Consider the following 21,041-nt stretch of genomic DNA (forward strand, 5'->3'; position numbering starts at 1 on the left):
ATCCTAACCAAAAGTTCTGCCGGAACCAATCGCCAGGCGACCGCGGTTTCACCACAGTTCCGGATTATGGTTCTCGCCGCCGCCGAAGAAGCGACACGCGAATCATCATTTTGCCAGCGTTACGGGCTTTGCGCAGCCGGCGTAACCGGATGGCAGCACGCGTCTCGCCAAGCTCCGACAGCGGCCAATTCGCCCAAGCTCTTAAGCCGTTCATAACTTGCGCACAAGTTGCGCAGCCTTACATTCTCCCTTGCCGGGCCGGCCCTGAACCGGCTGCTCGAGACGGTGCCTGATGACGTCGATTGTCAATCGCCTTGGCGGACCCGAACTTGCCGGAACGGTCGAATCGCCCGCGCTGGCGCCGGAAGCGGCCGCGGCCGTGCCAGCCGCCGCCTTGCCGGCGACGGGCGAGCGCGAGCTCAGGCTCGATCTGTTTCGCGGGCTCGCTCTGTGGCTGATCTTCGTCGACCATCTGCCGCCGAACCTGCTCACCTGGTTCACGATCCGCAATTACGGCTTCTCCGACGCCACCGAGATCTTCATCTTCATCTCCGGCTACACGGCCGCCTTCGTCTACGGGCGGGCAATGCAGGAGGCCGGCTTCGTGGTGGCGACCGCGCGCATCCTGCGCCGGGTCTGGCAGATCTACGTCGCGCACGTGTTCCTGTTCACGATTTTCCTTGCCGAGATCTCCTACGTCGCGACCAGCTTCGAGAACCCGCTCTACACCGAAGAGATGGGGATCATGGATTTCCTCAAGCAGCCGGACGTGACCATCGTGCAGGCGCTGATCCTGCGCTTCCGTCCCGTCAACATGGACGTGCTGCCGCTCTACATCATGCTGATGCTGTTCCTGCCGGTGATCCTGTGGCTGATGCGCTGGAAGGCCGATCTCACGCTGGCGCTGGCGGTGGTGATCTACGCCGTCACCTGGCAGTTCGATCTCTATCTCTCGGCCTATCCGAACGGCGTCTGGGCCTTCAACCCGCTGGCCTGGCAGCTTCTGTTCGTGTTCGGCGCCTGGTGTGCGCTTGGCGGTGCACGGCGGATGTCGCGCATTCTCAATTCGCCGATCACGCTTTGGATCAGCTTCGCCTATCTGCTCGCCGCCTTCTTCGTGACGCTCACCTGGTACATCCCGCAACTCGGCCATTTGATGCCGCGCCGCCTCGAGCAGTGGATGTATCCGATCGACAAGACCGATCTCGACGTGCTGCGCTTTGCCCATTTCCTGGCGCTGGCGGCGTTGACCGTCTACTTCCTGCCGCGGACCTGGCCGGGCCTGAAATCAGCCTGGCTGCGGCCGCTGATCGTGTGCGGCCAGCACTCGCTGGAGATCTTCTGCCTGGGCGTCTTCCTGGCGTTCGCCGGGCATTTCATCCTGGCCGAGGTCTCGGGCGGCGCGGTCATGCATGCGCTGATCAGCCTCAGCGGCATCCTCATCATGTGGGGGGTTGCCTCGTTGATTTCGTGGTACAAACATGAGGCTGACAAAGGTGCGACGCGCAAGGCCGTGCGCAGCAATGCCGATCTGGCTGGAGGGGGCTGATGCTATCAGTCTCGTGGTGGCGATGCGGGATGATAGGGACGGCGCTGGCCTCGGCGTGGACCTTGGGGCTGGCAACATCCGCGCGCGCCGACAACCCGCCCAGCTGCGAGGTGCCTGCCTACCTTCTGACGACCGAAAGTCCACTGCCGAAAGTCACTGAGGCGGTCAAGAAGGGGCAGCCGCTCGATATCCTGGTCGTCGGCAGCCGATCCTCCACGATCAACACGTCAGAGGCCAGTGCCTACCCGGCACGGTTGCAGGCCGCCCTGAAGGACAGACTGCCGGCCGTTCCTGTCAATCTCTCCGTCGAGCTGCAGCCCAAAAAGACTGCGGAGGAGTTGGCAAGCGGTTTCGTTAAACTGGTAGAAGAAAAAAAGCCTATTCTGGTCGTCTGGCAGACCGGAACCGTCGACGCCATGCGGTCCATCGATCCCGATGATTTCCGCAATGCGGTGAACGCGGGGGTCAGCGCCTTGCAGAATGCGGGAGCGGATGTCATCTTGATGAACCTGCAATATAGCCCGCGCACGGAGACCATGATTTCCGTGCCGCCCTATATCGACAACATGCGTGTGGTCGCGCAGGAGCGCGACGTTCCGCTGTTCGATCGCTTCTCCATCATGCGTCAGTGGAGCGAGCAGGGCGATTTCGACCTGTTCAATCCGACCCACGGTCTCGAGCTGGCCAAGCAGGTTCACGATTGCCTCGGCCGAGCGCTGTCGAAATTCATCATCGACGCGGCGCATCTTGCGCCGGCGCAGCAGAACTAGGATTTTTCCGTTCATGACGTTAACGAAGTGTCACCGCCCGGTACGACGGCTGGCGCTGCTGTCCGTGGCGGCCGCCCTGCTGTTTGCGTTGCCGGCGCCCCCTCTCATGGTTCATGCGCAGAATGCAGCCCAGGCGGCTCCGCAGGTTTCAAGCCCGCCGCAGAACGCCCCTGGCTCGCAGGCCATCACGGCGCCAGCCTCCGATCCGCAGCAGCCCAGGAGCCTCACCGCCAAGGCGATCGACAAGGTCAAGCAGGTCGCGAAATCGGCCTCCGACATCTTCAATCGCGTGCCCTGCCTGCCGCCGAAGGGTGTCGCGAAGAAATCCTTCATCTCGCTGCCGCATGTCGCGAGCAAGCTCGCCGAAGGCAAGCCGGTCGTGATCATCGCGTTTGGGTCGTCCTCGACGCAGGGCTGGGGATCGAGCGCGCCGGAATACACCTATCCGAACCGGCTCGCCGCGCAGCTGCACCGGCAATATCCGGCGGCGCAGATCTCGGTCATCAATGCCGGTATCGGCGGCGAGGATGCGCCGGAGATGGCCAAGCGCCTGCAGAGCAGCGTGATCGACCAGCATCCCGACCTCGTGATCTGGCAGGTCGGCACCAATGCGGTGCTGCGAGGTCTCGATCCCACAGAGACCGCCAAGCTGGTCGACGATGGTGTGTCGAAGATGCAGGCCGCAGGTGCCGACGTCGTGCTGGTCGATCTGCAGTATTCACCGCGCGTGATCGAGCGGCCGGAAAGCGCAAGCCGGATGATCAAGGCGCTCAGCCGGATCGCCGAGCTGCATCACGTCGGCATCTTCCCGCGCTTCGAGGTCATGCGCGACTGGCACGAGCGGCAGGACATTCCGATCAACGATTTCGTCATCGCTGACGGCCTGCACATGAACGATTGGGGCTATGCCTGCTTCGCCCAGCTGCTTGGCGACGACATCATCCGCTCGGTGGGCGCGGTGAAGATCGGCGTCAACACGCCGCCCGACGTGCCGAGCTATCGGCGAATGTGATGAGAGGCGGGTAGGCAGTAGCGAATAGCGAGTAGGGAATGGCGAATCGTAAATCGTAAAATCCATTCGCTATTCGCTACTCACCATTCGCGGCGAAAGCTACGCTTTCGCCAACGCGGCATCCAAGTCGGCAATCAGATCGTCCGGATGTTCGAGGCCGGCGGAGTAGCGGATGAAGCCTTCGCTGATGCCGAGCTCGGCGCGCGCTTCCGGCGTCAGCCGCTGATGGGTGGTGGTGGCGGGATGAGTGACCAGCGTCTTGGCGTCGCCGAGATTGTTGGAGATCTTGGCGAGCTTGAGTGCATTGAGCGTGCGGAAGGCGGCCGGCTTGCCGCCTTCGACCTCGAAGCCGATCAGGGTCGAGCCGGCGCGCATCTGCTTCCTGACGGTTGCGGCCTGCGGATGGTCCTCACGTCCGGGATAGATGAGCCGCGAGATTTTCTTGTGGCTCGCCAGGAAGTCGGCGACCTTCGCTGCGTTCTCAGTCTGCGCACGCACGCGCACCGCGAGCGTCTCCAGTCCCTTCAGCAGCACCCAGGCGTTGAAGGGCGACAGCGACGGGCCGGTCTGGCGCATGAAATTGTGGATGTGCTCGTTGATGAAGGCCTCCGACGACAGGATCACGCCGCCGAGACTGCGGCCCTGGCCATCGATATGCTTGGTCGCGGAATAGACCACGACGTCGGCGCCGAGCGCGAGCGGGCTCTGCCAGATCGGCGTAGCGAAGACATTGTCGACGATCAGCCGGGCGCCGTGTGCATGCGCGACTTCCGCGATGGCGCCGATGTCGAGCACGTCGAGCGTCGGATTGGTCGGGCTTTCCAGGAAGCAGGTCTTGGTGTTCGGCCGCATCGCGCGCTGCCACTGGTCGAGATCGAGTCCGTCGACCAGAGTCGACTCGATGCCGTAGCGCGGCAGCAGGTCCTCGATCACGAAGCGGCACGAGCCGAACATCGCCTTGGAGGCGACGACATGATCGCCGGCGCGCAAGGGCGCCAGGATGGCGGTGGTCACGGCGGCCATGCCGGTGGCGGCCGAGCGGCAGGCCTCGGCGCCTTCGAGCTCGATCATGCGGCGCTCGAACATCGCGGTGGTCGGGTTGGAGAAGCGCGAATAGATGAAGCCGGGGTCCTCGCCCTTGAAGCGCGCCTCGCATTCCTCGGCGCTGCCATAGACGAAGCCCTGGGTCAGAAACAGGGCCTCGGACGTCTCGCCGAATTCGGAGCGCAGGGTGCCGGAATGCACCAGGCGGGTTTCGGGCCGGTACTGGGTCAGCGCGGGAACGGTGGTTTTGGACATGTGACCTCCATCGTGACCACGGGTGAAATGGCCACAAAAAAACCGGCCTGGGAAAATTCCTCAAGGCCGGGATCACATCTGTCCCCGGCCTGTTTAGCGATTTATTTAACGTGGCTGCAAGCCGGCCGGCTCAAATCACCACGGGATAAGTCGTGCTCTTAATCGCCCGCGGCCTTTCCGTCAAGCCGGCCATCGGATAACCGGGTAGAGGCCCAATATATGGGGCTGGGCGCGCTTCCAGGCCCACTTTAAAGTAATCAGGCCGCGAGGGATCAGGCTTTGTCGTTTCAACTGCCAGCCGATGCCAATGGCATCCTGCCCGACCGCATGATCGCGGCGATGGCGGAGGCTGGCCTGATCATTCCCGCATACGACTTCGTCGAGAGTCAGATCCAGCCAGCCAGCCTGGACCTGCGGCTCGGCGATGTCGCCTACCGCGTGCGCGCCAGCTTCCTGCCGGGCCCCGGCGCGACGGTTGCCGAGCGCATCGATGAATTGAAGCTGCACGAGATCGCGCTCGCGGACGGTGCGGTGCTGGAGACCAACTGCGTCTACATCGTGCCGCTCCTGGAGAGCCTGGCGCTGCCGAAGGACATCGTAGCAAGCGCCAATCCGAAGAGTTCGACCGGGCGGCTTGACGTGTTCACGCGCGTGATTGCCGACGGCACCAGGCGGTTCGATATGATCGGGGCCGGCTATCACGGTCCGCTCTATGCCGAGATCAGCCCGAAGACGTTTCCGGTCCTGCTTCGCGAAGGTTCGCGGCTCTCGCAGGTCCGTTTCCGCGCAGGGCAGGCGGTGCTGGATGCAGATGAGCTCGATGCGCTGCATCAGGCCGAGCGGCTGGTCGACCGCGACGATGCCGATCTCGTCGGCGGCGTCGCCGTGTCGGTCGATCTCTCCGGCGCGAACTCGGGCGGCTTCGTCGGCTATCGCGCCAAGCGCCACACCGGCGTGGTCGATATCGACCGCCGTGGTGGCTATCCGGTCGACGATTTCTGGGAGCCGATCAAGGCGCGCGCCGACGGCAGCCTGATTCTCGATCCCGGCGAGTTCTATATTCTCGCTTCCAAGGAAGCTGTGCAGGTGCCGCCGGACTACGCGGCGGAGATGGTGCCGTTCGATCCCTTGGTCGGCGAATTCCGCGTCCATTACGCCGGCTTCTTCGATCCCGGCTTCGGCTATGCGGGCGCCGGCGGGCAGGGTGCGCGCGCCGTGCTGGAGGTGCGCTCGCGCGAGGTGCCGTTCATCCTCGAGCACGGCCAGATTGTCGGCCGCCTGGTCTATGAGAAGATGCTGGCGCGCCCCGATGCGATGTATGGCCAGCGCATCGGCTCCAACTACCAGGCGCAAGGCCTGAAGCTGTCGAAGCATTTTCGTCTCTGATATCCCCCCGCCTGCATTCCCCGCAGGTCCCCAATGCGCCGATGGCCGCAGGGAAATCGCGGCGGACGTGCTAGGACATCCTCGCGCGGCGCTAGCGCCATGACAAAATTCAACCAGCGCACAATATCTGCCGTGCGGAATGCGGCGAGCCCCTGGGGAGAGAGATGTCCGAAATCGGCGTCGCCGAAATCCCGGTTGATGAGAGGGAGCAGCCGTTGCCGCCGCCGGTGGCGCCGGCAAAGAGCGTGCTGACCGACGGGCCGATCCTGCGCACGCTGCTCTCACTGGCCTGGCCGAACGTGATCGCGCTCTCGGCCGGCACCTGCGTGGTGATCGCGGAGACCTCCTATATCGGCTTGCTGGGCGTCGAGGCGCTTGCCGCGATGGCGTTGGTGTTTCCGCTCGTCATCCTCACCATGACCATGTCGGGCGGCGCGATGGGCGGCGGCGTCGCCTCGGCGATCGCACGCGCGCTCGGTGCCGGCGACCAGGTGCGCGCCGCGACGCTGGCCTCGCATGCGCTCTTGATCGGCCTCTGCTTCGGCCTCGCCTTCATGATCGGCATGCTCCTGTTCGGGCCGCAGTTGCTCGCGCTGCTCGGCGGCCGCGGTCAGGTACTGGCACACGCGGCCGCCTATGCGCAGGTGTTCTTCGGCGGCGCCGTGCTGCCCTGGCTGATGAATTCGATGGCCGGCGTTTTGCGTGGCACCGGCAATATGAAGCTGCCGTCCATGCTGATCCTCAATTCGGCGCTGCTGCAGGTTATCCTCGGCGGCACGCTCGGCCTCGGGCTCGGCCCGGTGCCGCAATTCGGCATGCGCGGCGTCGCCGCCGGCGCGTTGATCGCCTACCTCGTCAGCATCTCCGTGATGGGCTGGTATCTGTTCTCTGGCCGCGCGCGTGTCGTGCCAAAGCTGCGCGGCTTGCGAATAAGCCGCGCGGTGCTCGGCGATATCCTGAAGGTCGGTGTGGTCTCCTGCCTGTCACCGTTGCAGGGGGTGTTATCGGTCGCGATCTTCACGCATATGCTGGCCAGCCTCGGCACGGCGGTCCTTGCCGGCTACGGCATCGGCGCGCGGCTGGAATTCATGCTGACCTCTATCGCATTCTCCTTCGGTATCGCTTCGGTGCCGATGATCGGCATGGCGATCGGGGCCGAGCGCGTTGCGCGCGCCAGGCGGATCGCCTGGGTTGCCGGGCTGACATCCTTCATCTCGGTCGGCGCGCTCGCGACCGTGATCGCGATCAAGCCGAGCCTCTGGGTCGATATCTTCACCCATGACGAGGAAGTGCGGATCGCGAGCGGGCAATATCTACGAACAGCGGCGCCGATGTACGCCTTCATCGGGCTTGCGCTCTCGATGTATTTCTCCTCGCAGGGTGCGGCGAGGATGACCGGACCCGTGGTGGCGCAGACGGTGCGGCTCGTCTTCATCGCATCCGGCGGCTGGTGGCTGTCGATGCATGCCGCGACCGCGCAAAACTTCTTCACGCTCGCGGCGTCGTCGATGATGCTGCTCGGCGTGCTCTCCTGCGCAAGCGTCATCATGACACGCTGGGGATCGAAATCTGCAGCCGTCGTGATCAGTTCCGCGCTCTCGGGCTACGGCAGGTTACGCCGTCGCCCGTGAGCGTGAGACACATCACCCGCTTGTTGCTCGGACTGCTCTGAACTCGGTGACCACGCGCCAGCTCGCGCCCTGGTCGGACGAGGTCTCGCCGCGCCATAGGAAGGAGCTGGGCTCGATCTCCAGGAAGCGCCAGCGGATCAGTCGTCGGTCCGGAGCAGTGCCAAGCTGCACGATGTCGGCGCCTTCGGCGCGGCCGATCATCTGCAAGATGGTCTGGGTAACGGGATCGAACCATTGCACGTGCCAGGCATCGATCCGGGCATCGTAGATCCGCAGCGTCGTGCCGTAGCTGTTGATATTGGCGGCGGCATCGCCGGCCCGCAACGGACCGCGCGGCGGCACGATCCAGACGTCCTGGATGGCGCGGCCTTCCAGCACCCAGCCGAAATGCCATTCGCCCTTGCGCCGCCGCTCCGCCCCGTCCTCGGCGAACTGGCTGACATCGAGATCCCACGAGCCGATGAAGCGGCCGTAGAGATCCATCTTGCCGGCGCGCTCCGGAGCGGGACCGTCGGCTCCAAGCGCGACAAGGAAAGGAGAGGTTGTCATGAGCTATGATCTCCAAGATGCCTCTGCATCGCCGTAGCGCCGAGCTCCATCTGGCCGTCGATATAGGCCGCAATCTCGTTCGGCAGCACGTCGGTGATCCAGATCATGCGAGAACGATCATCGCCGTCGGCGATGATGTGGATCGAGGCGCTGTGCTGGGTCACACGCTCGCTTGCGACCGAATAAACCAGCCGTCGCCGCTGCTCGTCGCAATCAACGAAGCGTTCGCGGACGACGGTGCCGTTCGCAAACGTGATGATGCGTGCGTCACCGTCCAGCTTGCAGTCGGTCACGAAACCCGGCGCAAGCCGCGTATGCACCGCGCCGAAATCACGCACCGCATCCCAAACCGCGGATGCCGGCGCGTTGACAGGAATGTCCTTGTAGATTGACGCCATGGTTGGAGCTCTCAGGTGCAGACGGCTTCGACGTTGTTGCCGTCGGGGTCGATCAGGAACGCCGCGTAATAAGTTGGGCTGTAGTCGGTGCGCGGCCCGGCTCCGCCATTGTCGCGGCCACCGGCCTTCAACCCCTCGCTGTAGAATTTTGCGATCGCCGCGTGGTCGGGAGCACGGAATGCGACGTGCACGCCGCCTTGGCTCTGTCCGGGCGCGTGATAAAGCCACAGCGCGGGCTCGCCCTTCGGGCCGATGCCCGCCGAGGTCTCATCCTTCGTGCATAGGATGTGGCCGAGCGGAGCGAGCGCGGCCGTGTAGAATCTGATGCTGGCGTCGAGATTGCCGACATGCAGCCCAAGATGATCGTACATGATTGATCTCCATGTGATGCGCGCAGCGGGCGCGCCATGGCGATCAGTTAATGTCCGATGGCCCCACGTGTTCTTGGAAAATCTTGCGCTCGCCGCGCGCGGCCTGGCGGAACTTTAGCGGCGAGACGCCGGCAGCGCGATGAAAGGTGCGGGTGAAATTGGAAAGATCCGCAAACCCGACGTCATAGGCGATGTCGGTAACGGTCGCATCATCATCGACCAGCCGCCGCGCCGCATGACGCAATCGGGAGCGCAACAGGTATTGATGCGGGGTGACGCCCAGCGTTGCGGAGAACATGCGCAGGAAGTGGAACGGGCTGACGCTCGCCTCGCGCGCCGCGTCCTCCAGCTCGATCTCGCGGTGCGAATTGGCGTCGATCCACAGCGCGGTCTCGACTGCGCGGCGGCGGTCACGCGCCGTGGGCTTGGCGGGCTGTGGCGGCTTGCCCGACATCGTCGCGACGAAGCGACTTGCAAGCAGATGGCCGATTTCGTCCAGGCCGATATCGCTGCGTGCTTCGGCTGCAGCCTGGGCGAGTTCGCCGAGCACCATCAACTCGGGCAATGGCGGCACGGCACCGGCCTGCCAGACCGGCTTGGCATCGCCGATGCTTTGCACCAGCTCGGGTTCGAGAAAGAACGACAGGCATTCGTCGCCGCAGACATGATCATGTGTGCACATGAACTCGTCGCCGGGATGTCCGATGAACAGGCTGCCGGCGACCAGCTCGAAGAAGCGGCCGCGATGGTGGCAACCGAAGCTGCCCTTGCGTACGTAGGAGACGGAATGACAGCCGAACCGCTCGACGAATGGCGCGTCGCCGGCTTGCGCCGTGCAGCGGAAGTCCGAGACCCGGACGGAGCGGCTGTTGAACAGGATGGTCGCGGCCATCCGACAGATCTAGTGAGCCGCGCGCGCCCGATCAACCACCAGCAAGGCATCGAACAGGGTCAATCCCGCCTCTGGCAGCGCGCCCTCGAGCGCGAGCAGCCGGCGGCCCGAGATGATGCCACGGTGCGGCGAGGCCTTGTCCAGGCCATTGCCGGCGCCCTGCACGCGGTGGCACGGCACAATCAATGGAAAAGGATTTTTCGCCAGCGCGTTCGCCACTGAATGCAGGGCGCCGCCGACATGCAGATGCGCTGCGATCTGATCGTAGATGCGAGTCTCGCCGCGCGGGATCTGCCGGACGTAATCATAGACCCGCTGATTGAACGGCGCGACGTCGCTCATGTCGAGATCGATCTCGGTGAGATCCACGTCATGCCCACGCAGCGCAGCGGCAATTCCGTCGATGGCGGCCTCGATGCTCGGAGGCGGCCGAAGTTCGCGGGCCTCGGGAAATTGCCTGAACAGGTGCCGGAGCGTCTCGATCTCTCGCGCTTCCGGCAATTGCACGCCGACCACGCCTGCATCGCTCCACGCGATGCCGCAACGGCCGAGCGCCGTATCGAAAACAGTGTAACCACGCCTCATGACGCCACCCCAACCGCACGCCACATCACGTCGCCGGCCGACCAGGCCGCACCGGAATCAGTCAGATGTTAACCATGATGTGCTGGGGCGGGGTGTGCCGTGATTTGGGTCATCCTTGTCAAGTGTGATCATGGCGTTGCGACGCGGCGCGGAGGTGACTCCGCGCGAGTTCGGTTGCAAGCGAGCCTCGACACTACGCGGCATTTGCGTCGACCGTGAACGGCTCGAATAGCTGCAACTCAGACGCGCGGAGTCCGCGCATCCCGGACAAAATCCGGATCGTGCGCAAGCCAGATCTCGAGCAACGTCAGGAAGGTGACGATCACGCCGATCGCGATGCTGACGTGCATGGCCGAGGTATGGGTGAAGCCGAGCAGCCAGGGCGCGGCGATCAGCCAGATGCCGACGGCAACTTTCAGCCATTCCTCCCAGTCGGCGAAGGCAACGAAGCCGGCGGCGGACAGCGCGATCAGCACATAGCCGCTCACTTCGGCGTCGAGCCTTCCGGCCGTGCGGATGAATCCGAACAGCCATGGTGCGAGAACCAGGAAAACGCCGCAAAGCAATGTGTAGATGTCGAGAACCGAGGCGCTCCAGAATTTGGTCTGCACCTTGCGGATCAATTCGCTGGTCATAGGGGCTCTCCCGGGGTTCCGTTCGCGACGAGGGCCGGGCGGAGCGAGGATAGCTGAGCGAGCTCTTGCGGCACGGGCGCAATTCCGTTCTGCCGCACGGCCTTTCATTGTGAACGGGCGACTGAGAACAGAGTTCCTGCGACCGGCGGCAAGCCCGCACGCCGTTCCCAGCATCGCGTCCGATCGTGTCCCGCGCCGGCTTGGTGGCCTTGCGTTGCAACCGTAATGCAATTGTCTGTCCTGAACATCTTGAAGTAACAGAGGGCATGCATCTCCTGTCGAGTCGATGGAGTGAGAGATGCAGATCGCGAAGCGGTGTCCGGACACAAGCCGGATGCCAGGTCGAACGGCTTCTGCCCGTCGCCTTGTCCATCCTCGGCGCGGATGCTGTCGCGTGTCCTGCGGCGGCCCGGCAAAGCTGGCTGCAGGCCGGGTTTGTCGTCACGGGCACTGAGACGTGACGCTGCTCTCGCGCCTGTTTGCACTCGTGGCCGTCGCCCTGCTGCCGGCAATCGCGATCCAATCCTATAACGAGGTCGATCTCCGACGTTCCCGTCAGGCCGAAGTCCAGGAGCAGGCGCTTGGCCTTGCCAAGCTTGCTGCCGCGGAGCAGCAACAGGTCGTCGAGGGCATTCGTCAGGTGCTGATCGCGCTTTCGGAGCTTCCGGCGATCAAGGAGAGGGATTCGCGGGCCTGCAGCGGTTATCTTTCGACGCTCAAGGGGCGTTTCCCGGCATTCCTGACTTTTGTCATCGTCGATATAAAAGGCCAGTCCATCTGCACCACCAATGGCCGGAGCGTGAATCTGGCGGACCGCTCCTATTTCACCGAAGCGATGCGGACGGGCCACTTCACCGTCGGGATCTATTCGATCGGCCGGCTGACCGGGCGCGAGCTCATCCCGTTCGCGCTGCCGTTCTCGAACGATGACGGCCAACTCGCCGGCGTCATCGTCGCCGCCCTCAATCTGGAGTGGCTGGCGAATTTCATCCTGCAGCTGGGCGTTCCGCGCGGCGCCGCGCTGGCCATCGCCGATCGCGCCGGGACCTACCTCGCGCGCTATCCCGACAACGGCAACTTCGTCGGCCGGCAGATGCCCGGCCAACGCTACATGCATTCGGACCGTTCGGGCACGGTCACAACCGTCGATCTCAAGGGCGTCGAGCGGATCGTGGGCTATTCGACATTGCAAGCAGACTCCGGCGAGCTGCTCGTCGCGGTCGGCCTCGACAAGGCGCAGGCCTTCGGCTGGATCGAGCGCCGCACCTGGCAGGACGTGCTTCTCATCGCACTCGGCGCGGCGCTGGTCCTGCTGCTGTCATGGTTCGGGGCCCGGCGGTTCATTCATCAGCCGCTGAAGCAGCTGGTCGACGCCGCGAACCAGTGGCGGCTGGGCGACTATGCGCAGCGGGTGCATATCCGCGACAAGCGGTCGGAGCTGTCCTGGGTCGCTGATGCGTTCAACACCATGGCCGATGCACTCGCAGCGCGCGAGCGGGAACTCTACGAGGCCAAGGAACGAGCCGAGGAGGCCGCCAATCGGATCACCTCGATCTTCGAAAGCACGAACGACTGCGTCATGATCGTCGATCGCGAGTTTCGCGTCTCCTATCTCAACGCGCGCGCCCAGGCGCATCTGTCCGAGGAGCGCAATCTCATCGGCGTGGACATCTGGGAGGCGTTTTCGGTTGCGGCCGCCGAGCCCGATGTCGCCTTCCTGCTGCAGGAGGCGGTATCGAAGCAGCAATCCGCCTCATTCGAGCGGTTCTGCGCCCGGCGCGGTGTCTGGTACGACATCAACGCATTTCCGTCGGGCGAAGGTCTTGCCGTGCTGTTTCGGGATATCACCGAGCACAAGCAGGCGATCGAGGCGCGCCGGCTGATCGAGGAGCAGCTTCATCAGAGCCAGAAGATGGAGGCAATCGGCCAGCTCACCGGCGGCATCGCCCATGACTTCAACAACCTGCTGATGGTGATCTCGGGGAATCTCGAGCTGATCGAGAGCCCGGAGACGAGCCGGGATCATGCCCGCGAGCTGGCGGCAGCATCCCGAAAGGCGGCCGACCGCGGCGCCAATCTCACTGCCCAGCTTCTCGCCTTTTCCCGACGGCAGAAACTGACGCCGAAGCCGGTCTACGCGGATCGTCTCATCCAGGACTTCCAGGACGTGATCCGTCAGGCAGCGGGCGATGGGTGCGACTTCAGGCTCGTCGGCGACGATCACTTGTGGCCGTGTTATGTCGACCCCGCGCAGTTGCAGACCGCGCTGCTCAACCTGGCGCTCAACGGCCGGGACGCGATGCCGAATGGCGGACTGCTGGAAATCAGCTTGCGAAACGTCACGCTGGAGGACGATGCGATCGCGGGCGTGTCGGCCGGCTGCTATGTCATGATCTCGGTCACCGATACCGGCTGCGGCATGGCGCCGGACACGCTCGACCGAGCGTTCGAGCCGTTCTTCACCACAAAGGAGGTCGGGCGGGGGACGGGGCTTGGGCTGAGCATGGTTTACGGCTTCGTTCGACAGTCCGGCGGCCATGTCACCATCGAGAGCGCAGTCGGCATGGGGACCACGATCTGCCTCTATCTGCCGAGATCAACGCAAGCCCCAGTCGTGGAGGCGACCGCCGCGCCGACGCAGGATACGCCGTCGGGCTCGGGGCGGGTGCTCCTGGTCGAGGACGATGACGAGGTCCTGGATGTCACGGTGACAATGCTGAAGCGGCTCGGCTATGACGTGACCTATGCCCGCAATGGCGTCGATGCGCTGCGGATGCTCAAGAGCGGAATGCGGCCCGACATCCTGTTTAGCGACGTGGTGATGCCAGGCGGCGTCAACGGCATCGAGCTCGCGCGCGAGGCGCGGCGGCTGTATGAGGGCATCAGGATCCTGCTCGCTTCGGGTAATGCGGCCGACGTCCTGGCGCAGCACGGCGCGGTGGGCGAGTTTCCGGTCATCGGCAAGCCCTACCTCCGCGCCGAGCTTGCCCGATGTCTGCGGCTCTTGGACGCGTGAGTCCTGAAACGGTCGCCGGGCCACGGCAGCCCGCCCTGAACCTTTTTTCTATGGCTTTGACCTATAGGCATGCCCAGGCTTGCATGCTGGGTTTCGAAGTCGAGGTGTGGTTGCGGGCAGCAGACGCAGGAGGAGCGGATGCCCAAGCCTCTCGCCATTCACTTTTCTGACGTGGCGTCTGGCTCGTCGTAGCGCCGTGCAATCCTGAGCAGGCCGCAGCAGCAAGCGAGAGGCCGTCTGGTCGCGGCAGGTCCGACCACGGTTTGCCTATAGCGATCCACAGCGAGGAGGACTTCCTATGGCATCCAACACCGAAGCAGCGAAGAAGGGTTATGAATTCTTTCAACGGGGTGACATTCCGGCTCTGCTGAAGGAGCTGATAGACGAGAACTGTACCTGGATGATCCCGGGACCCAAGGACAAACTGCCTTGGGCAGGCACCTTCAAGGGAAAACAGGAGATCGGCAATTTCTTCGCGCAGGTGGGTGAGAATTGGGAATTCAGTGAGTTTGAGCCGCGTGAGATGATCGAGCAGGGAGACACGGTCGTCGCCTTGGGCAGGTTGACTGGCCGAGCAAGGAAAACAGGCAAGTCCATCGAGAACGAATGGGCTCACGTTTTCAAGTTCCGACAAGGCAAGGTGGTGTTTTTCCAGGAATACGTTGACACTGCCGCGGACGTTCTTGCGATGTCGTGACAGCGGCGACTGCGCGAGGGGCGCAGTCGCGCCCCTCCTTATGCCCAACGGTCATGGCTCTGAAATGGACTCGGCGTGCAGGTCAGACTGGAAAAATTGCCGCGGCCTTATTCGGCTGGCAACAAGAGCGACGAAATGGTCGCCTTGACTGATGGCACTGCTGCATCGTCCGAAGCAGATGGTGCCGTGTCCTGGTCATCCCTTCAGCGGCATAGGACGTCATCCAGGGGAGTTGCGGAACCCTGTCTGCCGCAATGAGCGCTCCGGACACGGCATCATCAAGCCGCGTCTAGATTTGCTCATCCGGAAATTGGCTGCTCGTTCGAGATACGGTAGCGAAAGCAAAGTCCGCGTCATTAGGGCTCGAAATGTTGCCCATGGACGTGCGTAAGCCAGTCGGGTAAAGAGGGCTGACGGTAACGGCGGCCCAGCCGGTGCCTACGAGAGGAAAAGTTGCCTTTGCGGGCGTAGTTCAATGGTAGAACGGCAGCTTCCCAAGCTGCATACGAGGGTTCGATTCCCTTCGCCCGCTCCAATCCTTCAACGTTTCCTTACGGACGATGCGCGCGGGGCGGCTGGAGAATGACCTGCTTCAGGTCATTGCCGCTCACGACAACGATCGCGAAATTGAGCCGTCCGCCCTCGCGGATCAATCCGCCGCTGATCGCCTTGCCCGATGCCGCATGCTCGGCCACGTGCACGGCATCCAGCAGGTGGTGCCGGATCGCCTTGAGCGCAACGAGATTGTGCCGATCCTCGGGCTCGAGTTCGGTCAAGGGAACGGCGGCCTCGCCGCCGACGATCCTCCCGGTGGTGGCATCGATGGCGTGTTGCCACATGCGATCATTGTGAACGGTCTTGACGCGGTAGATCGGTGTGGCGGCCTCACCATCGAAGCTGATATCGGCCGCGGTCGAGCCGGCATGCGTTGCTTCCGCGATCGCGATCGCCTGGCTGAGGGAGATCGCGGAGCTGCGGAAGCGTTCGATCTCGCGGCTGACGGCCTCCCGGTCGAGAGCGGCATCGTCGTCCGTCTCGCTCTGACGAGCAGCCGGCGCGCCATCAGCCGTGGTGATCGCCTGTGCCGGGGCGGCCAGCAACACCGACAGAACGGCGAGCGCGCAGAGCAGCCGCTGTCGTCTTGGGCCGTATCCTTGTTCTGTCGCCATCCTTGCACCTGTGCTTTGCCGGCGGATGGGCCGAATCCTTGAAGAAAGGCGCGGCCGACCCTGGACGGGGCCGGCCGCGGAACGTTGCAGACGGCGTTTCACTGTTGCGACGATCGGAAGTTTGAGAGTCGGCGCAGGCCCATTTGGCGCGGACGTAACAGGCCAACGCTCATTGTAATGAAACCATACCGTATCGTTTTATTATGGTCAAGGGCAATTTGATGCAAGCACGTGGCTCGGCAATACGGAGATTTGCTCTGCGCGGGAGCGTCAGCGGGAAGGGCGCCGCCGAATGGTCGCGCTGGGCGTGGACTGGATGCGGCTCGGTGGCCCCAGCGCGCCGGCCAGAAACAGTTTGATCGCGAGGCGCATGCGCTTTTCCGCGGACTTCATCTCCAGCGGCATGCCGAACGTCGCCATCCGATGCGTGTGACCGACAACCACGTCGAGAAAAACCTCGGCCGCGACGCCAGTATCCTCGACGTCCATGGCGCCTTGCGCGACCAGATGGTCGAAGAAGCGTGCGGTCGTGGAAACGGCCTTCAACCAGCCTTCCTCCTTGCCGAGCTTGGCGATGTCGGGAAAGTTGATGGCCTGTGACGTCAGCATGCGGCTGAACGCAACGGCGTCAGGACCGCAGGTGAACGTCAGCATCTCGCGACCGACCTCGTTCAAGCGCTGCTCGACAGAAATGTCCGAGGGGCGGGTGAGCTGCACTTCCGCCGCTTCGGCAAGCGGAGCAAGCCAGCGCCCAATCTCGCGCCTCAGCACCTCCGCAAATAGTCCGCGCTTGTCCCCGTAGCGCGCATAGACGGTGGGCTTGCTGACGCGCGCCGCTTCCGCCACCGCATCGAGCGACGTCGCATCATAGCCGCGGTCCAGGAACAGGCGGGTGGCGACCTCGATCAGGCGCTGGTCGCGCTCGATCGCCGCGCTCTTGGTCGGCCGGCCGCCGCGCGATTTTATCGCGCCACGCCTCGCCATCCTTGCGCCCGCCGTCGCCGATGCCATGCCGTTCCCGTTGCCGGTTGGGATCATCCTCCTTGCTCTATAACGCCCGATGGTGGATGCGTCACCCGGCAATCCCGACAAATGCCCATATCTTCAACGCTCTAACGAAGGCTGTGGCCCGCAAAGTTGCAGACTCAAGGCGGCGTCGTGGTCCACGCGCGGCGGGCTGACGCCTTGTCGTAGCCATACTGGTAAAGCGAGCGCATATAGGCCGTATCGAATCCTTCCGACGGCGATGGCGGATAGTCGCGCTCGATATAGGACAAATGGAAGCCGAGCCTGTTGCGCCGTGCGAAGTCGTAGGTCGACAGGACGACCGAGCGGGTCTGCGACTGGGTGATCGCCGACAGGCTGCGGGAGGCAACATCGATCGTAGTGTTCGACACCAGCTCGAAGGTGCGTTCGAGCTTCTTGTTGACCAGGATGTAAATGTTCAGTCGCCCGCTGCCGGGCAGCCGTCCCTGCAAGAGCAGGGCGTCAGGCAGCGTGAGCACCGGCGCAGTCACGCCGCCATCAACATGCATCTCCTGGAAGCGCCGGCCTCCGCCCTCGGCATCGATCAGGATCGGCGGAAACACCAGGGGGATGCTGGCGGAAGCGGCCATCACGTCGCGAAACAGTTGCAGGGCCTCCGGCGTTCCAATCGCTGCAATTTTTCCCATGTCCCAAATGGCCGTCCGCTGGGTGTCGAGGTCGGTCGTGACCACGAGCAGCCTGCGGCCCATGGCGTGTTCGCGCGCGACGGCGGCCGTGATTTCCGGTCCGACATAGCGCGCCACCAGCTCACGCAGTCGCGTGTTGCCGAACAGGCCGGATCCGAACAGCACCCGCATGATGCTGGGATCGGCAAGCAGGCTTTCCGCGATGCCGCTGGTGTAGACCTCCTTCAGCGTTTCGTCGTACTGGGGGCCGAGAAAGGCAAAGGGCGCGATCAGCCCGCCGGTCGATACGCCTGAGACGACCGAGAAGGTCGGACGGGTGCCGGATGCGGTCCAGCCGGCGAGCACGCCGACGCCGTAGGCACCATCGGCGCCGCCGCCGGAGAGCGCCAGATAGGTTCTGGGCGCCGAGAAGTTGCTCTTTTCGAAGCTGAAATTGGCGACCGGCTCGTCCGTGTAGCGCCTCAAGCCGTCGAGGTTGAGCACGCGGGAGATGCTGGCATCGGCGGCGGTGTAGGGCGTCCGCGGCAGCGAGCCGCAGGCAGCCAGCGCCACGATGGACAGCAGGGCCGCGAGCCGCGCCAGGCACGGCGCCAAGCCGTGGGTCGTATGGATGCAACAGGCCGCAAGCCAGGCCCACGGGAAGATGGAGGACCTCTGCCGCCAATCGCTGTTCATGCCCATGCAACCGCCACGCCGCGCCATTAATGCCGCATTAATAAAACGATACAGTATCGTTTTGTTTAACGAGTTGGAAGACTGGTGTAAAGTCTCCGTCCACCAGTGGTGACGTAAGCTCGGCCGCCTGGTCGAGGCTCGTCGAGCGCTGGGCGATTTCGGCCGTATCGATCTGCGGCGATCGTATCGATGTCGGTCGTCGATCCCTCTCCGCCTTGTGAAAACCAAAGTGACGGATCGCGACTTCCTATCAAGGACGAATCGATTACCTCAGGCGTTATCGCGCGCCCGATGACCAGACTGTAAGTTGCGACCAAACCGGGCGGACCCTATCCACGGCGTCCGCTTCGGCCTGCCTTGGATGAGATGATTCCCGATGTCCGATACTTGGAAATGGATTGCCGTCGGCATCTGCCTCGTGCTGTTCGCCGCCGACACCGTGCTGAAGCCGCATGAGAAACCGAACCGCATGGTGTTCTTCGAGCTGCATCGCGGCAGCGAGCCGGTCGTGATCGGCATGATGCGCGACGACCTGCTCAAGCTGCCCGGCCGTGGCGCCGAGCGGCTGTCGAACGCGCTCGCCCAAGGTCAGCCGCTGACGGTTTGGCAGTACGGGCTGCGCAAGGCCGAGGACGGCAGCTATCAGGCTGCGCCGGATCGGCAGATCGAGCTGACCTCGGCCGATGCGTCGCTCGTCACCTTCGGTGCCAAGATTCGCCTGCCTGATTGATTCGATTCGTGTGCGTTCGGACGCGGGACGAGCCGCACGCATGAGCATTGACTGATCGCACCGGACGAATCACGGCTGCACCTGCGCCACGATTTTGACCGAAGAAAGCCCCGGTATTCACCGGGGCTTTCTTGTACTGTGCATGATAGGTAGGAAAGACACGCCGTCCGTGGCGCAGTCGCCACGCCGGAACCGGCGTGGCGACTGCGTCACCCAAGGGTGCAGCGAGCCGGCAACACTCCATTTGAATTTGCTCTCCGTTGCCGCGCCGTCTGGACAAAAACACGATCTCGCAACACGCTGACACCAGCGATTACGGTTTGAGCTTTCGTGTTCTGGACCTGCTTGGGAACGGTCGGCCGCGAGTGTGAGATCCATCGCAGTCACGCATCACAAAGAAACGCATCACAGTCGGTCAGATCGGTTTCGACGGGATTGAACTGGGGCTCGACAATGAAATTTCTGACGGGGTTGCTCGCGGTCGTTCTCTTGATCGCGGGGGCAGGGGCCAGTCACGCAGTGGTCCGAATCGCTGACGATCGCGGGGGGAGGATCGGAACATATGTCGACAGGTATCAGGGGCTCCGCTCCTCCGGCGAATATGTGATCATCGACGGCCTGTGCGCCTCGGCCTGCACGATCGTGCTGGGCGCCATCCCCCACGACAAGATCTGCGTCACCTCGCACGCCAATCTCGGTTTCCATGCGGCCTGGGATTTCGGTGCCAACGGCCGTGCGGTCACCAACCCCGAAGCGACCCAGATGCTCTACTCGATGTATCCGTCGCCGATCCGGCGCTGGATCGCCCAGCGCGGCGGCCTGACCCCGCGCATGATCTTCCTGCGCGGCAGGGAGCTGCAAGCCATGTACCGGCCTTGCTATATGGACGCCCAGGCATCGTCTCCCTCGGCGTCGCAGGCGGCTCCTGCCGGCGTTCCGGCGCTGTCGCCGGCGGCGGCCAAGGCTTCCGCCTCGCATTAAGGCTTCGGCGTCGCACTGACGATGACGTGCTGCCTGAAGGCGCTGAAGCGCCTTCAGCACGGCGTGACTGGCTGCTGGTCACGCTTGCCTCGGTCATATCAGAGACCTATTTGGAGGGCAGGAACCGGCCGATGGCATGTGCCAGAGGCCAAGCAGGCTCGCCATGATCCAGCCCGTGTCACCGCCGCAAGACTTGCCGGCCGCCGGCAGGCGTGCCCCGGCTGCCATCGCCGGTGTCGCTGCCGCCGCGGTGCTGGCCGGTGCGCTGGCGCTGTGGGCCCATTATGGCACGGCCGTGTTCTTCGAGATGATCGTCTCGGGCCTCGAGGCCTGCTTCTGATCGGCCGTTAACGGGAGTTGAGAATGGAGCAGAGCAGTTCGGTCCGTCCGCTGGTGATCGTCGGATCGTTCGCGGTCAGCCTTCTCGTCGGCTTGGTCCTGCTGTTCCTGGTGATGGGCGGCGGACGCAATGTCGCGGCCCCGGCCGCGATCGGCGGCCCGTTCCAGCTGACCGACCAGAGCGGCGCGACGGTCACCGACAAGAGCCTGCAGGGACGGCCGACCCTGATCTTCTTCGGCTTCACCCATTGCCCGGACGTCTGCCCGACCTCGCTGTTCGAGATCTCGGAGGTGCTGCGGGCGATGGGACCGGATGCCGACCGCGTCAATGCCTATTTCATCTCGGTCGATCCCGAGCGCGACACGCCGGCAGCGATGAAGGATTACCTGTCGAGCTTCGATCCGCACCTGAAGGGGCTGACCGGCGATCCCGAAGTGATGGCCAAGGTCACCACCGAATATCGGGTCTACGCCAAGAAGGTGCCGCTCAAGGATGGCGATTACACCATGGACCACACCGCGCTGGTCTACCTGATGGATCGCGACGGCCGCTTCGTCGCGCCCTTCAACCTCAAGCAGTCTCCCGAGCAGGCGGCCGCAGAGCTGAAGAAATACATTTAGGGCTTAGAGGGCTTACCGGCGAAACGGCCTCGTTAACGAGTTCAGCCCGCCGGTTCCGGCTCG

21 protein-coding genes, 1 tRNA gene and 1 riboswitch are annotated in these 21,041 nt (G+C 63.8%); of the genes, 12 read left to right on the plus strand and 10 right to left on the minus strand.

Annotated features, from left to right (window positions below; translation table 11 throughout):
* The first annotated feature begins 292 nt into the window (after nucleotides 1-292).
* Genes P6U24_RS03560 through P6U24_RS03570 form a run of 3 tightly spaced genes read left to right on the plus strand, consistent with a single transcriptional unit; the run spans nucleotide 293 to nucleotide 3,331 of the window.
* Nucleotides 293-1,549, plus strand: a complete 1,257-nt coding sequence (locus tag P6U24_RS03560; RefSeq protein WP_407157825.1) for an OpgC domain-containing protein — start codon at nucleotides 293-295, stop codon at nucleotides 1,547-1,549.
* Complete coding sequence (locus tag P6U24_RS03565; RefSeq protein WP_407157826.1) at nucleotides 1,549-2,319, plus strand: SGNH/GDSL hydrolase family protein; 771 nt, start codon at nucleotides 1,549-1,551, stop codon at nucleotides 2,317-2,319. Before P6U24_RS03560 ends, P6U24_RS03565 begins: the two co-directional genes overlap by 1 nt.
* 13 nt (nucleotides 2,320-2,332) lie before the next feature.
* Nucleotides 2,333-3,331, plus strand: coding sequence for an SGNH/GDSL hydrolase family protein (locus P6U24_RS03570; RefSeq protein WP_407157827.1), 999 nt, complete (start codon nucleotides 2,333-2,335; stop codon nucleotides 3,329-3,331).
* 99 nt (nucleotides 3,332-3,430) lie between these two features.
* Here P6U24_RS03570 and P6U24_RS03575 read toward each other — a convergent pair whose 3' ends face one another.
* Nucleotides 3,431-4,630, minus strand: a complete 1,200-nt coding sequence (locus P6U24_RS03575) for an O-succinylhomoserine sulfhydrylase (RefSeq protein ID WP_407157828.1) — start codon at nucleotides 4,628-4,630, stop codon at nucleotides 3,431-3,433.
* A gap of 72 nt (nucleotides 4,631-4,702) precedes the next feature.
* Nucleotides 4,703-4,782: riboswitch (SAM riboswitch) on the minus strand.
* A gap of 127 nt (nucleotides 4,783-4,909) precedes the next feature.
* Between P6U24_RS03575 and P6U24_RS03580 the strand changes: the two genes are divergently transcribed.
* Both P6U24_RS03580 and P6U24_RS03585 read left to right on the plus strand, forming a co-directional pair.
* Nucleotides 4,910-6,016, plus strand: a complete 1,107-nt coding sequence (locus P6U24_RS03580; protein ID WP_407157829.1) for a 2'-deoxycytidine 5'-triphosphate deaminase — start codon at nucleotides 4,910-4,912, stop codon at nucleotides 6,014-6,016.
* A 164-nt stretch (nucleotides 6,017-6,180) separates the two neighbouring features.
* Nucleotides 6,181-7,647, plus strand: a complete 1,467-nt coding sequence (locus P6U24_RS03585) for an MATE family efflux transporter (RefSeq protein WP_407157830.1) — start codon at nucleotides 6,181-6,183, stop codon at nucleotides 7,645-7,647.
* Nucleotides 7,648-7,659: 12 nt separating this feature from the next.
* Here the strand turns inward: P6U24_RS03585 and P6U24_RS03590 are convergent, their stop codons facing one another.
* The 6 genes from P6U24_RS03590 to P6U24_RS03615 form a co-directional block, all read right to left on the minus strand.
* On the minus strand, nucleotides 7,660-8,196 hold the full coding sequence (locus tag P6U24_RS03590) for a hypothetical protein (protein ID WP_407157831.1): 537 nt from the start codon (nucleotides 8,194-8,196) through the stop codon (nucleotides 7,660-7,662).
* Nucleotides 8,193-8,594, minus strand: coding sequence for an SRPBCC family protein (locus P6U24_RS03595; protein ID WP_407157832.1), 402 nt, complete (start codon nucleotides 8,592-8,594; stop codon nucleotides 8,193-8,195). The genes P6U24_RS03590 and P6U24_RS03595 overlap by 4 nt, the downstream gene beginning before the upstream one ends.
* 11 nt (nucleotides 8,595-8,605) lie before the next feature.
* Nucleotides 8,606-8,965 (minus strand): VOC family protein, encoded by a 360-nt coding sequence (locus P6U24_RS03600; protein ID WP_407157833.1) that lies wholly within the window; start codon nucleotides 8,963-8,965, stop codon nucleotides 8,606-8,608.
* A gap of 43 nt (nucleotides 8,966-9,008) precedes the next feature.
* A complete protein-coding gene (locus tag P6U24_RS03605; RefSeq protein WP_407157834.1) occupies nucleotides 9,009-9,857 on the minus strand; it encodes a helix-turn-helix transcriptional regulator in 849 nt (282 codons plus the stop codon).
* A 9-nt stretch (nucleotides 9,858-9,866) separates the two neighbouring features.
* Nucleotides 9,867-10,442 (minus strand): methylated-DNA--[protein]-cysteine S-methyltransferase, encoded by a 576-nt coding sequence (locus tag P6U24_RS03610; RefSeq protein ID WP_407157835.1) that lies wholly within the window; start codon nucleotides 10,440-10,442, stop codon nucleotides 9,867-9,869.
* 239 nt (nucleotides 10,443-10,681) lie between these two features.
* The gene (locus P6U24_RS03615; protein ID WP_407157836.1) at nucleotides 10,682-11,077 is read right to left on the minus strand and encodes an SPW repeat protein; all 396 of its coding nucleotides are present in this window, start codon (nucleotides 11,075-11,077) and stop codon (nucleotides 10,682-10,684) included.
* A gap of 457 nt (nucleotides 11,078-11,534) precedes the next feature.
* On the opposite strand from P6U24_RS03615, the gene P6U24_RS03620 reads away from it, so the two are divergent.
* The 3 genes from P6U24_RS03620 (at nucleotide 11,535) to P6U24_RS03630 (ending at nucleotide 15,325) form a co-directional block, all read left to right on the plus strand.
* Nucleotides 11,535-14,093 carry an ATP-binding protein gene (locus P6U24_RS03620; RefSeq protein WP_407157837.1) on the plus strand — a complete coding sequence of 853 codons (2,559 nt, stop codon included), beginning with the start codon at nucleotides 11,535-11,537 and terminating at the stop codon, nucleotides 14,091-14,093.
* Nucleotides 14,094-14,391: 298 nt separating this feature from the next.
* Nucleotides 14,392-14,790, plus strand: a complete 399-nt coding sequence (locus P6U24_RS03625) for a nuclear transport factor 2 family protein (RefSeq protein ID WP_407157838.1) — start codon at nucleotides 14,392-14,394, stop codon at nucleotides 14,788-14,790.
* A gap of 461 nt (nucleotides 14,791-15,251) precedes the next feature.
* Nucleotides 15,252-15,325, plus strand: a tRNA-Gly gene (locus tag P6U24_RS03630).
* 16 nt (nucleotides 15,326-15,341) lie between these two features.
* On the opposite strand, the gene P6U24_RS03635 is transcribed toward P6U24_RS03630, so the two are convergent.
* The 3 genes from P6U24_RS03635 to P6U24_RS03645 form a co-directional block, all read right to left on the minus strand.
* On the minus strand, nucleotides 15,342-15,959 hold the full coding sequence (locus P6U24_RS03635) for a PepSY domain-containing protein (RefSeq protein WP_407157839.1): 618 nt from the start codon (nucleotides 15,957-15,959) through the stop codon (nucleotides 15,342-15,344).
* A 270-nt stretch (nucleotides 15,960-16,229) separates the two neighbouring features.
* On the minus strand, nucleotides 16,230-16,943 hold the full coding sequence (locus P6U24_RS03640; RefSeq protein ID WP_407157840.1) for a TetR/AcrR family transcriptional regulator: 714 nt from the start codon (nucleotides 16,941-16,943) through the stop codon (nucleotides 16,230-16,232).
* 161 nt (nucleotides 16,944-17,104) lie between these two features.
* Nucleotides 17,105-18,307: a patatin-like phospholipase family protein gene (locus P6U24_RS03645; RefSeq protein ID WP_407157841.1), complete on the minus strand. Its 1,203-nt coding sequence runs from the start codon at nucleotides 18,305-18,307 to the stop codon at nucleotides 17,105-17,107.
* A gap of 376 nt (nucleotides 18,308-18,683) precedes the next feature.
* Between P6U24_RS03645 and P6U24_RS03650 the strand changes: the two genes are divergently transcribed.
* The 4 genes from P6U24_RS03650 (at nucleotide 18,684) to P6U24_RS03665 (ending at nucleotide 20,978) form a co-directional block, all read left to right on the plus strand.
* The gene (locus tag P6U24_RS03650; RefSeq protein WP_407157842.1) at nucleotides 18,684-19,037 is read left to right on the plus strand and encodes a hypothetical protein; all 354 of its coding nucleotides are present in this window, start codon (nucleotides 18,684-18,686) and stop codon (nucleotides 19,035-19,037) included.
* Between the two features lie 453 nt (nucleotides 19,038-19,490).
* Nucleotides 19,491-20,018 (plus strand): hypothetical protein, encoded by a 528-nt coding sequence (locus P6U24_RS03655; protein ID WP_407157843.1) that lies wholly within the window; start codon nucleotides 19,491-19,493, stop codon nucleotides 20,016-20,018.
* Nucleotides 20,019-20,181: 163 nt separating this feature from the next.
* Nucleotides 20,182-20,358, plus strand: coding sequence for a hypothetical protein (locus P6U24_RS03660; RefSeq protein ID WP_407157844.1), 177 nt, complete (start codon nucleotides 20,182-20,184; stop codon nucleotides 20,356-20,358).
* Nucleotides 20,359-20,381: 23 nt separating this feature from the next.
* On the plus strand, nucleotides 20,382-20,978 hold the full coding sequence (locus P6U24_RS03665; RefSeq protein ID WP_407157845.1) for an SCO family protein: 597 nt from the start codon (nucleotides 20,382-20,384) through the stop codon (nucleotides 20,976-20,978).
* Nucleotides 20,979-21,041 lie beyond the last annotated feature (63 nt).

It is taken from the genome of Bradyrhizobium sp. STM 3557, from assembly GCF_045571465.1.
Lineage (GTDB): Bacteria > Pseudomonadota > Alphaproteobacteria > Rhizobiales > Xanthobacteraceae > Bradyrhizobium.

Excerpts from the sequence above, each read along its gene's own strand:
- P6U24_RS03560 (WP_407157825.1), top strand. The coding sequence starts at position 293 with ATGACGTCGATTGTCAATCGCCTTGGCGGACCCGAACTTGCCGGAACG.
- P6U24_RS03565 (WP_407157826.1), top strand. The coding sequence starts at position 1,549 with ATGCTATCAGTCTCGTGGTGGCGATGCGGGATGATAGGGACGGCGCTG.
- P6U24_RS03570 (WP_407157827.1), top strand. The coding sequence starts at position 2,333 with ATGACGTTAACGAAGTGTCACCGCCCGGTACGACGGCTGGCGCTGCTG.
- P6U24_RS03575 (WP_407157828.1), bottom strand. The coding sequence starts at position 4,630 with ATGTCCAAAACCACCGTTCCCGCGCTGACCCAGTACCGGCCCGAAACC.
- P6U24_RS03585 (WP_407157830.1), top strand. The coding sequence starts at position 6,181 with ATGTCCGAAATCGGCGTCGCCGAAATCCCGGTTGATGAGAGGGAGCAG.
- P6U24_RS03590 (WP_407157831.1), bottom strand. The coding sequence starts at position 8,196 with ATGACAACCTCTCCTTTCCTTGTCGCGCTTGGAGCCGACGGTCCCGCT.
- P6U24_RS03595 (WP_407157832.1), bottom strand. The coding sequence starts at position 8,594 with ATGGCGTCAATCTACAAGGACATTCCTGTCAACGCGCCGGCATCCGCG.
- P6U24_RS03600 (WP_407157833.1), bottom strand. The coding sequence starts at position 8,965 with ATGTACGATCATCTTGGGCTGCATGTCGGCAATCTCGACGCCAGCATC.
- P6U24_RS03605 (WP_407157834.1), bottom strand. The coding sequence starts at position 9,857 with ATGGCCGCGACCATCCTGTTCAACAGCCGCTCCGTCCGGGTCTCGGAC.
- P6U24_RS03610 (WP_407157835.1), bottom strand. The coding sequence starts at position 10,442 with ATGAGGCGTGGTTACACTGTTTTCGATACGGCGCTCGGCCGTTGCGGC.
- P6U24_RS03615 (WP_407157836.1), bottom strand. The coding sequence starts at position 11,077 with ATGACCAGCGAATTGATCCGCAAGGTGCAGACCAAATTCTGGAGCGCC.
- P6U24_RS03625 (WP_407157838.1), top strand. The coding sequence starts at position 14,392 with ATGGCATCCAACACCGAAGCAGCGAAGAAGGGTTATGAATTCTTTCAA.
- P6U24_RS03635 (WP_407157839.1), bottom strand. The coding sequence starts at position 15,959 with ATGGCGACAGAACAAGGATACGGCCCAAGACGACAGCGGCTGCTCTGC.
- P6U24_RS03640 (WP_407157840.1), bottom strand. The coding sequence starts at position 16,943 with ATGGCGAGGCGTGGCGCGATAAAATCGCGCGGCGGCCGGCCGACCAAG.
- P6U24_RS03645 (WP_407157841.1), bottom strand. The coding sequence starts at position 18,307 with ATGAACAGCGATTGGCGGCAGAGGTCCTCCATCTTCCCGTGGGCCTGG.
- P6U24_RS03650 (WP_407157842.1), top strand. The coding sequence starts at position 18,684 with ATGTCCGATACTTGGAAATGGATTGCCGTCGGCATCTGCCTCGTGCTG.
- P6U24_RS03655 (WP_407157843.1), top strand. The coding sequence starts at position 19,491 with ATGAAATTTCTGACGGGGTTGCTCGCGGTCGTTCTCTTGATCGCGGGG.
- P6U24_RS03660 (WP_407157844.1), top strand. The coding sequence starts at position 20,182 with ATGATCCAGCCCGTGTCACCGCCGCAAGACTTGCCGGCCGCCGGCAGG.
- P6U24_RS03665 (WP_407157845.1), top strand. The coding sequence starts at position 20,382 with ATGGAGCAGAGCAGTTCGGTCCGTCCGCTGGTGATCGTCGGATCGTTC.